Below are 13,896 nucleotides of genomic sequence, written 5' to 3'. Positions count from 1 at the left end.
CCATGAATCGTAAACAGGACCAACTGACGACAGTTCAAGCCGCAGCCTTTATCATCAATTACATGTTGGGTGCGGGAATCCTCACACTTCCTCGAACCACAGTGACGGCTGCTAATACACCTGACGTATGGATCTCAATTATATTGTCCGGTCTGTTAGTTATGGTAATGGGTATAATCCTCGTAACTCTGTGCCAACGATTTCCAGGGAAGACCGTTTTCCAATTCACTGAGGAAATTACGGGAAAATGGATTGCTTATGTCTTGGGAGTAATAATCATTTTATATTTTATTACCATCTCTGCCTTTGAAATTAGAGTGATGGCTGATGTCACCGGTTTATATTTATTGGAGGGAACCCCGGTATGGGCCATTGTCATGGTGTTCATGTGGATCGGTTTTTATCTGATCTCAGGAGGTGTCAACTCCATGGCTCGCTTGTATGAGATCATTTTGCCCATTACGCTAATTCTTTTTGTGCTGGCCATTTTTCTGAGCAGCGATCTGTTTGAAATCAATAATTTGAGGCCTGTGCTGGGAGAGGGGATTATGCCTGTTATTAAGGGACTTAAGCCTACGACTCTTGCGTATACAGGTTATGAAATCATGTTTGTAGTTATGGCTTTTATGAAAAATCCGGAGAAGGGAAAGAAAGCCATGGTCTGGGGAATCCTTATTCCTATGGGAATCTATCTCATTACATTGGTTATGGTCATTGGCAGCTTGTCTATTGAGGGCATGAAAACAAGAACGTGGCCAACCCTTGACTTAATGCGCAGCTTTGAAATTGAGGGGTTGGTCTTTGAACGATTCGAATCCTTGTTGCTGGTTATCTGGATTATGCAGATTTTCTCTACTTCTACGATTACCCATTATGCTGCTTCTCTCGGATGTTCACAATTGTTCAATAAAAAGCTACTGCCATTTATGATCATGTTACTTCCCATTATTTATATCATTGCTATGCTACCAGAGAATGCGAACGACACGTTTAAACTAGGCGATGCTGTCGGATATGTTTCCATTTATTTGTTTGGTGTTATACCGCTTTTGCTGCTGCTGTTGAGTATGATCCGAAAAAAAGGAGGAAAGTACAATTGAGCAGGTTCAGAAGGCAATTCACCATTTTGTTAACGTTGTTGCTGCTAGTGTTTACCTCTGGATGTTGGAGCAGTAAAGAAATCGAAGATCTAAGTGTTTATGTGGGTTTGGGATTGGACGTGGCTGAGGAATCGAAATTTGAAAAGAGTATTAATGAACAAGGAGGTCATTATCCCAAAAAAAATAATTTTACAACTACCGTTCAGATTGTTCCACGGATTGGGCCCAAACAGGAAACTCAAAAAAGTGCTGGTGCTTCCGAAGGGCAATCTTTTTTGAATGAAAGGTTGACGGGAGATTCCATGTTTCAAATCTTTCGTCAGTTTGCTCTAAGAAGAGACCGTCCGCTCATAGGTCATCATTTAAAAGTCATTGTGGTTTCCCATGAGTTGACCAAGAAATATAGCTTGGAGCAGCTGCTTGATTTTATTTTGCGCGATAATGATATCCGTCCCAGTTCACTTATTCTGGTGAGCCATGGAACAGCCAGGGAAGCTCTTAGCTCCAAGGAGCCGGGTGAAATCCCAGCCTTTTATTTAAAGGGAGTGGTGGCTAATTCGTACCGTTCCAACAAGATCCTTCCTCCTGTATCTCTCGCGAAACTTGACGGGAAGATGCAATCAGGAGCAAGCTTTTTGCTGCAGAATGTCCTTACAGCTGAGGGGGAACATAAATTTTCAGGGGCAGAGATCTATAAAGGAGAAACGAAAAAGTGGATCGGCTCCTTAAATCAGATTGAACTCGAAGGATTGTCATGGATCACAGGGGAGGCCCAAGAAGGAGCTGTGAAATCGTATGCTCAACCTAATGGACATACAGTAACCTATGAAATCAAGTCTACCAAGAGTAAGATTACTCCAATAATCCAAGGTAATAACATTTCTTTTCATGTAAAGATTGAATCAGAGGGCCAACTCATGGAAGATTGGAGTTCTCCAGAGATCCCTTCAACAGATAAGTACATTCAGGAATTGGAGGTGAAGTTTGCTGATACAGTTAAAGAACAAATACATCAAGTTATGAGCAAAATGCAGAACACCTATCGGGTGGAAGTGGCCGGATTCGGAGAGCAGTTACGGATCAAATATCCGGAAGTATGGAAAAAAGTCAAAAAAAATTGGGATGAAACGTTTAGCCAGATTCCCGTAACTTATAGTGTGAAAATTAAAATCATAGATTCTGGATCATCGACGGATTAAAGATGAGGGGAGTCCCCTCATTGGATTGCTATTCTTTTGTCTAAGTTATTCAATAACCAGCATACGTGGGGATGCTTCACGAATAACTCTCGATGAGAACCAGGAACCAAGAGTTGCTGCACCAATGCTTAGGCAAGCGAACAGAATAATGCCTCCCCAATTTAAAATAAGTGGAAGATGTACGATGCCATATCCGGACAGGACCATCTCAAGTAGCATGGATAGCACATACACACCTACTGCGGTACCCAGAATCGCTCCAATGGCAGACAAAATCGTTATTCCCATGGCTACCGACAATCGAATACGACGGGATGTCATGCCAATGGATTTGTAGATTCCGTACGTTCTGCTCTCTTTACGGATACTGATTCGGCAGGTACTGAAAATAATGATGAATGTAGCAAGGATAAACAATAGCCCAATCAAGCTCATGGGATAGATGAGGATGTCAGCGGCTTCTGCATAGACCGAATCGAGCAGTGTCTTTTGGGTTACGACTGAAGCGGAAGCTTTGAATTGCTCATTTAATTCCCCTGCAATCGTATCTGCTTGCGTTGGATCTTTTAAGTTGATGAAAATGGCATCGAAATCACCGTAAGACGGGTTCACCGTTCTCATGGCATCGATGGTAATCCGCCCTGATACGGACATGTTGGCGATTGCCTGATAGATTCCGGTGATAATGAATGTGCGTTTTTCTCCCTCAATGTAAAGATCTATGAGGTCACCGAGTTCTTTATTTAATGTCTTAGCGACACTTACACCAATGGCAACTTCATTCGCTTGACGAGGATTATCTCCTTTTAGCGTCTCAAACCCAAGCTCCTGATAACTTCCGTCGAGTACACTCAGATATAGGCTGGTGGATTGGCCCTGCATTTCTGATGAAGACTCCGGACTAACTACTCCGGTAATGTTTCCTTGCCAACCCACATTTCTAATCCTCGAATCCTTTCCTAACGCTTGCTTCAGCTCAGCCTGGGGAAATGTATTTTTGTTAACAACTACAGCTGCGATATTGGCATTGTCATACCCCCATTGGGCGGCAGTCTGATAAATTCCAGTGATGCTGGTCAATAGAACATACCCCAGCACCAGTACGGAGGAAGCCATTGTGGTCAGCAGCAGCATCAAAACAGAACTTTTGGTATTCTTGATCAAGTTGCGGATTCCGATGACCACGGCTACAGGCAATCGCGCAAAACCGACCCAGTTACCTAATGGCGAATTTATTCGGTTTGCTATACGGGTATTATCCACCTCTGACATTCCATAGCGGATGGCTTGCACCGGCTGGATGCTGCGTGCCTTTTTGGCATACATAACGACGAACAATATCACTAATGCAAACAGGCACACACCTACTAAAATGGCTTCACTAATTCCGTTGATCGCAATATGACGATTGCCTACCTGAAGGGAAGACACGGAGATACTAATGATAAATTTGGATATTACCACACTCAGTGCGAGGCCTGGGAGAATGGCAACAACGGATAGTAAAGAGTACTGAATAACATATGTACCTATGGTTCTGCTTGAAGTGAGGCCCATGGATTTGAGAATGCCGATCGTTTTATAGTTGGCCAGAATGGCATCCGAAATCGTAAATCCGATGGTAATAAGGGCGATTACAAGCATAACAATACCTAGGAATATCATGATGAACCCAATAATCTGGTTAATGATTAAATAGAAAGAGGAGATACTCTCGAACTCCATTTTGGCTTCCAGGAAAGGAGTGCCGGTTTCGCTCGCATAACGTTCCCAATAGCTTGAATTTGTGCTGTAATCGTCAAAATGGATACCCATCATATAATTGTCTTTACCCGCGATTGAATCGAAATCAGTTTGATAATCTGTGGGATTCATCCATACTCGTGCTGTGTTGGTGAAGGGGGCTCCATATGGCAAATCGACCACAATGTCGGATACCTTCAGGTCAAGTGTGCTCGAACCTGTCTTGAAGCCTACCGTATCTCCTACCGAGATATTGTAGGCATTCGCCAATGAAGTCGGAATCCAGACCTTACCTTGTTCGGGAACATCGTTTCTTGCAGTTTCGCTTGAAAAAATGAGTTCATCCACCCCCCATGGGGGTGAAGGGGTATTCAGCATGTAAAGATAAACGTTGGGAATATCCATACCTTTAAAGGTGATGCCTGATAATGTGTGATAGGTCAGTAATGGAGATACTTCGATTCCTTTCTGAGCAGTCCACCATTGATGTACATCATTGGGATCATTCAACCCTTTCTCAAACGTCAGAATCTGATGAGATCCATTCGTTTGGTCATGCATATTCTTAAATTGATTGCCTGTATTGGCCAGGATGATGACTGCCGTAGATACAAGGAGTGTAGAAAGAAGAATCAGCAGAGCGATAAACAGGTTTTGTATTTTACTTCTGCTCAGATAGGAGAGGCTCAGTTTCAACATGGCAGCCATAGATTACTCCTTCCCCGAGACAAAAGCGAAGATCATTGATTCTCGATCATGGATATGATATTCATCATATTTCTCAAACTCCATAATGCCACCTACCTTGCCATCCCGGATGAAAATAAGTCGATCTGCCCGACAGGCTGCCTTAAAATCATGTGTAACCATGACAACGGATTGTCCTTTCCGGTTGATATTCGTGAGGATATCCAGCACAGCTTTGCCATGTTCATAGTTCAAGCTTCCAGTAGGTTCATCGGCAAAGATGATATCCGGAGAATTGATCAGAGCACGTGCAATGGCAGCCCTTTGCTGCTGGCCCCCTGAAGTTTGAGAAGGAAGACGATTGCTCTGACTACCGATATTCATGGCATCCATCAATTGAGAGGTTCTTGTTTGTACTTCATTTTTTTTAGTTCCTGCAATATACCCTGGCAAAGCGATATTCTCTTTAATAGAAAGGTCTGGGACCAGATTGATGCTCTGATAGATATATCCGATCCTGCGAATACGGAAGTCAGACATTTCTCGTTCACTATAGGCATCAATGCGTTGGTCATGGAAATAGACTTCGCCGGCCGTCACATGGTCCAGCCCGCTCAGTAGATACAACAAGGTTGATTTTCCGGAGCCGGAGTTGCCCATGATGACCGTGAAGTCCCCATCATAAATATCAAGATCGACGTTGCGAATAGCATGATATTGTTCACTGCCGGTATTGTACGTCTTGCACAGATTTTGTGCGCGGATGATGGGCTTTTTCGCCACGTATGATCACTCCCGATTTGTAGTATAGGGCTCATTCTAAAGGAGGGATATTGAGGAGGCCTTATCAAATTATGAATAAAGTATTACAGGCACCATATGGCCAGATAGGGTCGCTTATTCGCTCAGCAAATCGGGAGATTAAACTGAAAGATTGTACCCTGTCCTTCTTTGCTTGAAAAGGAGATATTTCCTCCGTGCGCTTCAATAATGCTTTTGCAGATAGACAGACCTAGACCTGTCCCTTCGTGAACGTTTTTATTTGACCAGAAAGTCTGGCCTTTGAAATAACGTTCAAAAACAAAAGGCATGTCCTGTGCACGTATTCCCTGGCCTGAATCGGCGATTGTGACGTTGAATTGGTCGTCTTCCAGCTCTAGATTTATACGAATGGCGTCTCCTGGAGAAGTATGCTTAAGAGCGTTCGAGACGAGATTGGAAATGACTTGTTCAATTCGAATAGGATCTATTTGAATTAATACATTTGGAATGTTTTTGGGTGCCTCATAGATCATTCCACTCGTTGCAACAACATGTCCAATCGGTTTTAACATACTCTCAAAGGCAGGGCTGCTATATACTTCACGCGGCTCCACAGAAATCTGCCCCAGCTCCTGCAGTGCATGAACAAGCAGATCCTCGACAAGTCGAGCTGTTTTGTCCGTATTGGTCTGCATGACTTTCATATACTCCATCAGCGTTTCCTTATCGGAGCACATTCCTTCAAGAATAGCTTCTATGTACGCTTTTACTGTTGTAATCGGTGTTTTAATGTCATGAGAAATATTGGTAATGAGTTCTTTTTGCGCAGTTTCCTGCCGGATACGAAGTTCACTTAAATGCATGATTTCTGTTCGCATCAGATCAAACATGGCGTATAGTTCGCTCATTTCATTCATCCGGTTATATTGAATCGGTTCATTATACTGTCCTTTGAGAATGGATTCGGCATGTTGTTTCAACTGATGAATGGGGGAGAGCAGCTGTGTCTTCAATTTTTTCTTCATCAGCACCAGATAAATGCCAAGAATCATGGAAGTGATCCAGAGTGCGCCCAAAATAAAGAAAGGGAATATCACAGTTTCATGGACAATAACCATGGACTTGGGAATTGTGAAGATGGCATTGCCAATCTGGCTTCCTGCGGGACCAGACATCACAGGGAAAGCGATGTTAAGCGAGTCGTTTCCGTTCATAGTCTGTACGGCATGGTTCAGATCATAATGCAGGGCTGATCGCAGATTAACTTGTTTTCCTTCAGAGAAGGGAGAAGAGGACAGCAATATAGTCCCATCCAATCCAACATAGGTCAGTTCGACCCCGTTTTCCTTGACGATGGAAAGAAGATGTTCCCGAATTCTTGGTTCCTGCAGTAGATGATTGTTCTGTTCCAGGTTGAGCAGGATGGGGTTAACCCGGAGACGAACTTGCTGCATGGACAATGTAGACGCAGTCGAATTTCGGTTTTCAAGCAGATTAAGAAACAGAACCAGACTACATCCGATCAGAATAAACAGGAGGATGAATGATGTTTTGAGCCATCGTGCGGACCAGGTGTTCAGTGACATGTTGCCTCCTCCAATCTTTGCCTATTCATGATTGAATTTGTATCCGACTCCCCATACAGTCTTCAGAACAACAGGATGGGAAGGGTCCGCCTCAATTTTTTCTCTCAATCTGCGAATATACACGGTAACTGTATTTTCATCCCCGTATGCAGCATATCCCCAGATTGCATCAAGCAATTGGGACTTGGAAAAAACCTGATTTTTGTTGCTCGCCAGATAATGCAGTAGCTCAAATTCCTTGGCGGAGAGAGAAACCTCGTTATCGTTTAGAGTGACCTTATAGGCTTTCTTGTCAATTTCCAGGTTAGCCAGACGTAACAGATGTGCTCCGTCCCGCTCGGTCATCATACTATCGTATCGTCTGAAGTGGGCATTGATTCGGGCAAGCAATTCGCTTAGGGAGAAAGGTTTGGTCATATAGTCATCCGCCCCAAAACCCAGGCCGAGCACTTTGTCCGTATCACTGCCCCTTGCGCTCAAAATAAGAATGGGGATGTTGTTTCGCCGCCGAATTTCGCGGCATACATCAATTCCGTCCAGATCCGGAAGCATGATGTCCAGAATAATATAATCCGGCTGAAGCATGTCCATCATCAGCAACCCGTCTTGTCCATTGCTGGCCACCGCGGCTTCATACTGATTTTTGGTTAAATAATCTCGCAAAATGCGCGAAATATCATGTTCGTCTTCAATAATTAAGATTTTACGTTTGGTTTCCATTGAAATCTCTCCAAATAGTAGAGTGGCAGTATAAGATTGAGCTATGTATGAATCTGTAGGAATACTATATTTTAACTATACTGGTTTGTTTCCATGATGTCATGGGAAGTGGAAGAGGTTTTTTGGAAGAAAGAGCCGACTGGAAATCAGCTACCTTCTTCCCTGAAGTTAGAGAAAGAGTCCCGCTACAACTAAACTTATAAATGCTCCAGATCAATGGACTGATGGGCCTGGGATTTGAGATATTCTGCCGGAGACATTCCAAAATGGGATCGGAATACCCGGTGAAAATAGGAATAGCTTGCAAAGCCGCATGTTTCAGCAATATGTTCCAGGGTCATATCGCTGTACTTCATACGCTCCAAAGCAGCGTTCAGCCGAATCTCAATTGCATACTGGATCATTGTTTGGCCATAGTGCTCCTTGAATAATCGCACCGCACGAGACAGGCTTAGTCCTGCGTAGCGGGCGGCTTCTTCGAGTTTGAAGGTCACGGTGGCATGCTCTTCAATGAATCGCTTCAGCTTCAGCGTCGAGGAAACAGATCGATCCGTCTGAATATTCTCCTTGATAGCCCGATCGATATACAGACACAAGCCCCGCAGCAGTGCGTCACTCAGTTCTATATTTTCCTCAAGCGGTCCACGGCGTTTCTCCAGAAGCATATTGCGCCAAAGACTGATCAATTTATCATCCAGTCCGATGTGGCTCACGGTGGACCGATGGTGACGCTTCCACCAGCTTTCAATCCAGGTCCCTTCACAGAACAAATAATAGTCTCCGCTGGACAACCGGCCCTCCTTATGAGGTTCTTCCACCACGAGATAATAGTCGTCTCCGGGTTTGAGCAGCAGTAAATCCCCGCCAGTCATCTTAAATTCTTCATCCTGTACATATACTTTGCAAGAGCCTTCGGTTTGCAGACGGAACAGATACGTTTGCAACTCGCCCTTCATATTGTGGTTAAACGCCTTGTAGTGATAGGAATAGTCACAGATCAGTACTGAGGTTTCCAAAAGATGTAATCCTCCAAATTTAAAAATTTGATCAGATAGTTCATGTTCTGACGATATTGTATATGTTCATTCTAGCCTGTTTTGCGTTAGGATGATACCAGATAGAGCAATGAAAGCAAATTTGAGAGCAGAGGTGTATCTATTATGAAAAAACTTAATATTGGTTTGCAATTGTTTACGCTCCGTGATGAAACTGCAGCAGATTTCCGTGGAACTTTGCGCAAGGTAGCAGAGCTTGGTTATGAAGGTGTCGAATTTGCCGGTTATGGAGACATTCCTGCCGAAGAAATGAAAGCGCTATTGGATGAGCTTGGACTGAAAGGTTTCAGCAGTCACGTTTCATTGCATGCGATGCGTGAAGATTTGCAACAACAAATCGATTACCTCAAAACCATTGGGGCTCAATATATGATCTGCCCTTACCTGATGCCTGAAGATCGTCCAGAGAATGCAGAAGGCTGGACCAAACTGTTCAACGAATTGCAACAATACGGTGCAGAAGCGACCAAACAAGGTCTGATCTTCGGTTATCATAACCATGATTTTGAATTCCACGGCCAGGTTGGCGACGAAAATGCCTTTGATGCGATGTTTACTCAAACGACACCTGAAGCGGTTCAAGTGGAAATGGACGTATGTTGGGTACAATTTGCCGGACAAAATCCGATTGAGTATATCAATAAATATGCAGGCCGTTTGCCGTTGCTTCACTTGAAAGACTTCAGCAAAGACGAACAGGGCCAGATGAAGACACTGGAACTGGGACAGGGTTCGGTTAATCTGCCAGCTGTTATTGAAGCGGCTACAAGTGCAGGTGTAGAATGGCTGATCGTGGAACAGGACGTTTGCCAGAACCCACCGCTTGAAAGCGTAGCCAACAGCCATAACTGGCTGAAGCAGAATTACCTGAACCAATTCTAATCTGAGCATTTTGCATAAATCCCAAGAGTGATTTCCAATCAGCAAGATATAGATCGAAATGATTCTGTTCGTCTAGATCTTGTACGCAAGAACGATAAAAATCGAATTATGAAAAATGCTAATTTATTTGTCAAAGGAGACATTTGTACATGAGTAAAATTAAAGTTGCTGTATTCGGCTGTGGAGCCATTGCCGAGCGCAGACATATTCCAGAGTACGCTGCCAATGAGAACGTAGAACTTGTCGCTTTTGCCGATCCGATCGTGGAGCGTGCAGAAAAGATGGCCGAAACTTACGGTGGTAAAGCTTACTCCAGCTACGAAGAATTGCTTGCAAGCGAAGAAGTGGATGCAGTTAGTGTTTGTACGCCGAACTACCTGCATGCCTCGATGGCCATTGCTGCTGCGAATGCCGGTAAACATGTATTGGTGGAAAAACCGATGGCGGTTACAACCGAAGAAGGCGAGCAAATGATCGAAGCTGCCAAGAAAAACGGTGTGTATCTGATGGTTGGACACAACCAGCGTTTGATGCCTCCGCACATAAAAGCCAAAGAAATTTTGGACTCCGGCAAACTCGGCAAAGTCCTGAATTTCCGTACTTCCTTTGGTCATCCGGGTCCGGAAGGCTGGAGCGTAGACGGTGCAGAAAGCTGGTTCTTCCGCAAAGAAGAAGCGATTATGGGTGCTATGGGTGACCTGGGCGTGCACAAATCGGACTTTATCCGTTATTTGCTGGATGATGAAGTGTCCGAAGTTGCTGGTTTCATCAGCACATTGCACAAGGAGAACACCAAAGTGGACGATAACGCAACTTGCCTGCTGCGCATGAAGAGCGGTGCAATCGGAACGCTGGTAGCGAGCTGGACACAATACAGAGCAGGAGATAACAGTACGGTTCTGTGGTGTGAAAATGGTGTGATGAAGATCGGAACGGTAGAAGGAGACGAGGTTATCGTTGAGCTGACTAACGGTACGGTTGAAACATACAAAGTTGGCGCAATGGCTACCAACGATAAACAAGTACCAAGCGGCGTTATTGACGCTTTTGTAGAGTCGATTGTAACGCAAACACCTCCAAGCATTTCCGGTGAAGAAGGTCTGCGTTCCCTGCAAGTCATTCTGGCAGCATTCGAATCCGAGAAGACTGGTCAGATCGTGAAGCTGTAATACAACGATATCATCGTCATTTTCTAAAAGTTCAACTATCTAATATTAAAAAGGGGCTTACCATCAGAAAAATATTTCTGGTAGGTAGTCTCTTTTTATTACTTTTTTCATGACAATCAGATGGGTGGAATACGTAAATATAACATGTCCGAACCGGAAGTTTGGCGGTATACGGGCTATAGCGAACAGCTATTCGTTGATCCTGTGGGACGGTTACAATGGTTGAAAAGTAGCTGGTATACCAAAAAGGACTGACAACTCCGCGCTACATCGCGGAAGAGTCAGTCCCTTCACCATCAAGATTGAATTAAAAGTGTATGCCAGTTTTACACGCTTGGTTTCACATTACTGCCCAAATCCAGCCAATCCAGTTCTTCACGAGTTAGTGTGATGCGAGAACCTTCGTCACAAGAAAGTAGTTCTTCCCGATTTTGAGCGCCAATCAGCGCACAGGTCGGAAACGGTTGGTTCAATACATAAGCAAGTGCAATCTGAATTGGCGTGGTCTTCTTCGACGCGGCCAGCTGTTCAGCACGGTGCAAACGTTCCCAGTTGCCGTCACTGTAAAATACACGAACCAGATCTTCATTATCCCGCACTTCAGGGGTAAATCGTCCGGTAAAGAAGCCGCGAGCCTGGGAAGACCAGGACAGTAAAGGAAGCTTGGTGCGCTCATGCCATGCCAGCGTTTCTTCATCAGCTGATACACAGCCTGCCCAGAACGGCTCGTTTGCTTTGGCAAGACTGAGATTCGGACTGCTGAATGTGAAACCTTTCAGACCATTAGTGGCCGCATATGCGTTAGCTTCTTCCAGCCGCTGCCAGGTCCAGTTGGAGGCGCCAATCGCGCCGATTTTGCCGGATTCAATATGTTCGTTCAACGCTTCAAGGATCACACCAACAGGTATGTTTGGGTCATCCCGATGCAGGGCATATAGCTCCACATGTTCGGTTTGAAGCCGCTCCAGACTGGTAAGAAGATCGCTGCGGATAGCATCAGCGTTAACGCGTGGGCCATTCTGATCATGATGCGCACCCTTGGTCAAAATAATGATCTCGTTACGGTTACCCCGTTCCTGCATGTAACGTCCGAGCACTTCTTCACTCTGACCGCCGCAATAGATATGCGCGGAGTCAACGGTATTACCGCCAATCGCCAGGAATGCATCCATGTTCGTAGCTGCTTTCTCATAGGAATCATGGTAGAAATAATCGGTTCCTTTAATCAATCGGGAGATAGGTTTGCCTGCACCAGCAATCTCAATGTATTCCATAATTCAGTTCATCCCCTTTTCTTATAATGTGATTCGTGTACGTTCTTCTGCCGAACGAAGACAAGCTTCGAGTACCTTCATATTGGCTACAGCATCGGATGGAGCGAAGCGCAGAGCCTTACCTTGAAGCACAGCTCGTGCCATGTCGTCTCCCTGGAGGGAGTAGTGGTTCACCTGTGGGACTTCAATTTCTTTACGCTCACCATCAACAATTACGAAAAAGTTGGAGCTGCGGTCCGGATTGCTGATATAAGCAGACGGTACCTCGATGATGCCATCCGATCCAAGCACCTCCAGTGTGTTGCGGAAGGCTGCCCACATGCTGCTGTCAAAGGTCACGCCAATATGATTGTCGAACTCAAGCAAGCCGGAAGCCATCATATCCACATGACCATGCTCTGGGGAGAACATACCAATGACGGTTGCGGCTGAAGGCTCTTGGCCAAGCAGCAGCCGTGCTGCACTGATGGAATAACAACCGATGTCATACAGAGCACCGCCGCCCCAATCACGACGAAAACGGACATTGCCCGTTGAGCCGGAACTGTTGAACGAAAATGTACTATGAATGCCGCGGACTTCACCAATTTCTCCGCTGGCGATAATATCCCGAATCTGATCATAACGTGGATGGTGTCGGTACATAAGTGCCTCAGCGAGATGCACACCAGCATCTTCGCAGGCTTGCACCATCTCCTGAGCTTCCTGCTCCGTCAGTGCCAGCGGCTTCTCACACAGAATATGTTTACCGGCTTCAGCGGCACGGAGTGTCCACTCCCGGTGCAGATGGTTCGGAAGCGGAATGTAGACCGCATCAATGGAATCGTCAGCAAGCAAAGCTTCATAGCTACCATAAGCTTGAGGAATGCCGAGTTGGTCAGCGGTTTGTTTCGCTTTTTCTTCATCCCGGCTGGCAATGGCGGTCACTTCATTCAACTCGGATTGCTGCAAACCTGGAATAACGGATCGTACGGCAATGCTAGCGCTACCAAGAATTCCCCAGCGCAGTTTTCGATCTGAATTCATTTGTTGTTTCCTCCTATGAATGAATGTATATTGTGATTATAAGTAATAGACGGATGAATGAAAATGATAATATATTGAAATGAGTTAACACAATATTGTTTAGAAAAGAGAATGGGCCATGATGAGACAGACTGTACTGCTAACCTTGCAGGATATTCCATATTTTTGTTACCCAGAGTCCGTTGGACTTTATGTCGACCACCCCGAGCACACTGTATTACGGGAGGCTGGCGCACTTAACAACTTCAATATTCACTACGTTGCTGCGGGCAAGGGGTACGTGGAAGTGGAGGGGGTAGTGCATGAGCTTCGAGCCGGTCAGGCTGTATTGTATTTCCCACAGCAGAGGCAGCATTACTACAGCAGCGAAGATGATCCATGGGATGTACGATGGGTTCATTTTTACGGTGAAAGGCTGCATGATTATATGATTGAGCGGGGGTTGCATCGCAATCTGTTGTGGACGCTGCGGCAGCAGGCTCCATGGGAAGAAGCACATATGGCTCTACTGAATGAGGCCGAGCAGAACCGGATGCTGCGTCCTGCCCAACTATCTACCCTGACCTACGCTGTGCTGGCCGAGTTCGTGCAGCATGCTGTTCCACTGAAAAGCACACGCACAAGCAAGGCCGAGAGTCGTATTCTTGGACTGCTTCCACAGATGCAGCAGGAGGCATGCCAGCCATTTTTGTT

Annotated in this window: 12 protein-coding genes; 5 read left to right on the top strand and 7 right to left on the bottom strand. The window is 45.2% G+C overall.

Going from position 1 to position 13,896, the window contains the following annotated elements; genetic code table 11:
• The first annotated feature begins 2 nt into the window (after nt 1–2).
• Both AMS66_RS07450 and AMS66_RS07445 read left to right on the top strand, forming a co-directional pair.
• Nucleotides 3–1,100: a spore germination protein gene (locus AMS66_RS07450; RefSeq protein WP_053780193.1), complete on the top strand. Its 1,098-nt coding sequence runs from the start codon at nt 3–5 to the stop codon at nt 1,098–1,100.
• Nucleotides 1,097–2,299, top strand: a complete 1,203-nt coding sequence (locus tag AMS66_RS07445; RefSeq protein ID WP_053780192.1) for a Ger(x)C family spore germination protein — start codon at nt 1,097–1,099, stop codon at nt 2,297–2,299. The genes AMS66_RS07450 and AMS66_RS07445 overlap by 4 nt, the downstream gene beginning before the upstream one ends.
• A gap of 45 nt (nt 2,300–2,344) precedes the next feature.
• Here AMS66_RS07445 and AMS66_RS07440 read toward each other — a convergent pair whose 3' ends face one another.
• The 5 genes from AMS66_RS07440 to AMS66_RS07420 form a co-directional block, all read right to left on the bottom strand.
• Nucleotides 2,345–4,750 carry an ABC transporter permease gene (locus AMS66_RS07440; RefSeq protein ID WP_053780191.1) on the bottom strand — a complete coding sequence of 802 codons (2,406 nt, stop codon included), beginning with the start codon at nt 4,748–4,750 and terminating at the stop codon, nt 2,345–2,347.
• Nucleotides 4,751–4,753: 3 nt separating this feature from the next.
• The gene (locus AMS66_RS07435) at nt 4,754–5,512 is read right to left on the bottom strand and encodes an ABC transporter ATP-binding protein (protein WP_053780190.1); all 759 of its coding nucleotides are present in this window, start codon (nt 5,510–5,512) and stop codon (nt 4,754–4,756) included.
• A gap of 122 nt (nt 5,513–5,634) precedes the next feature.
• On the bottom strand, nt 5,635–7,077 hold the full coding sequence (locus AMS66_RS07430; protein ID WP_053780189.1) for a sensor histidine kinase: 1,443 nt from the start codon (nt 7,075–7,077) through the stop codon (nt 5,635–5,637).
• Nucleotides 7,078–7,098: 21 nt separating this feature from the next.
• Nucleotides 7,099–7,797 (bottom strand): response regulator transcription factor, encoded by a 699-nt coding sequence (locus AMS66_RS07425; RefSeq protein ID WP_053780188.1) that lies wholly within the window; start codon nt 7,795–7,797, stop codon nt 7,099–7,101.
• Nucleotides 7,798–7,994: 197 nt separating this feature from the next.
• Nucleotides 7,995–8,813: a helix-turn-helix domain-containing protein gene (locus AMS66_RS07420; RefSeq protein ID WP_082350607.1), complete on the bottom strand. Its 819-nt coding sequence runs from the start codon at nt 8,811–8,813 to the stop codon at nt 7,995–7,997.
• 144 nt (nt 8,814–8,957) lie between these two features.
• Here AMS66_RS07420 and AMS66_RS07415 point away from each other — a divergent pair, with 144 nt between their 5' ends.
• Both AMS66_RS07415 and AMS66_RS07410 read left to right on the top strand, forming a co-directional pair.
• Nucleotides 8,958–9,734 carry a sugar phosphate isomerase/epimerase family protein gene (locus tag AMS66_RS07415; protein WP_053780187.1) on the top strand — a complete coding sequence of 259 codons (777 nt, stop codon included), beginning with the start codon at nt 8,958–8,960 and terminating at the stop codon, nt 9,732–9,734.
• 149 nt (nt 9,735–9,883) lie between these two features.
• The gene (locus tag AMS66_RS07410) at nt 9,884–10,903 is read left to right on the top strand and encodes a Gfo/Idh/MocA family protein (RefSeq protein ID WP_053780186.1); all 1,020 of its coding nucleotides are present in this window, start codon (nt 9,884–9,886) and stop codon (nt 10,901–10,903) included.
• 326 nt (nt 10,904–11,229) lie between these two features.
• On the opposite strand, the gene AMS66_RS07405 is transcribed toward AMS66_RS07410, so the two are convergent.
• Entirely contained in the window at nt 11,230–12,177 is a 948-nt protein-coding gene (locus AMS66_RS07405; protein ID WP_053780185.1) for an aldo/keto reductase, read from the bottom strand.
• Between the two features lie 21 nt (nt 12,178–12,198).
• Nucleotides 12,199–13,203: a Gfo/Idh/MocA family protein gene (locus tag AMS66_RS07400; protein WP_053780184.1), complete on the bottom strand. Its 1,005-nt coding sequence runs from the start codon at nt 13,201–13,203 to the stop codon at nt 12,199–12,201.
• A gap of 118 nt (nt 13,204–13,321) precedes the next feature.
• On the opposite strand from AMS66_RS07400, the gene AMS66_RS07395 reads away from it, so the two are divergent.
• On the top strand, nt 13,322–13,896 hold a 575-nt coding region (locus AMS66_RS07395), incomplete at its 3' end, for an AraC family ligand binding domain-containing protein (RefSeq protein ID WP_053780183.1).

The organism is Paenibacillus xylanivorans (assembly GCF_001280595.1).
GTDB classification, from domain to species: Bacteria; Bacillota; Bacilli; order Paenibacillales; family Paenibacillaceae; genus Paenibacillus; species Paenibacillus xylanivorans.
Note: the sequence above shows the minus strand (reverse complement) of the source record. Positions and strands in the feature narration are given on the sequence as shown.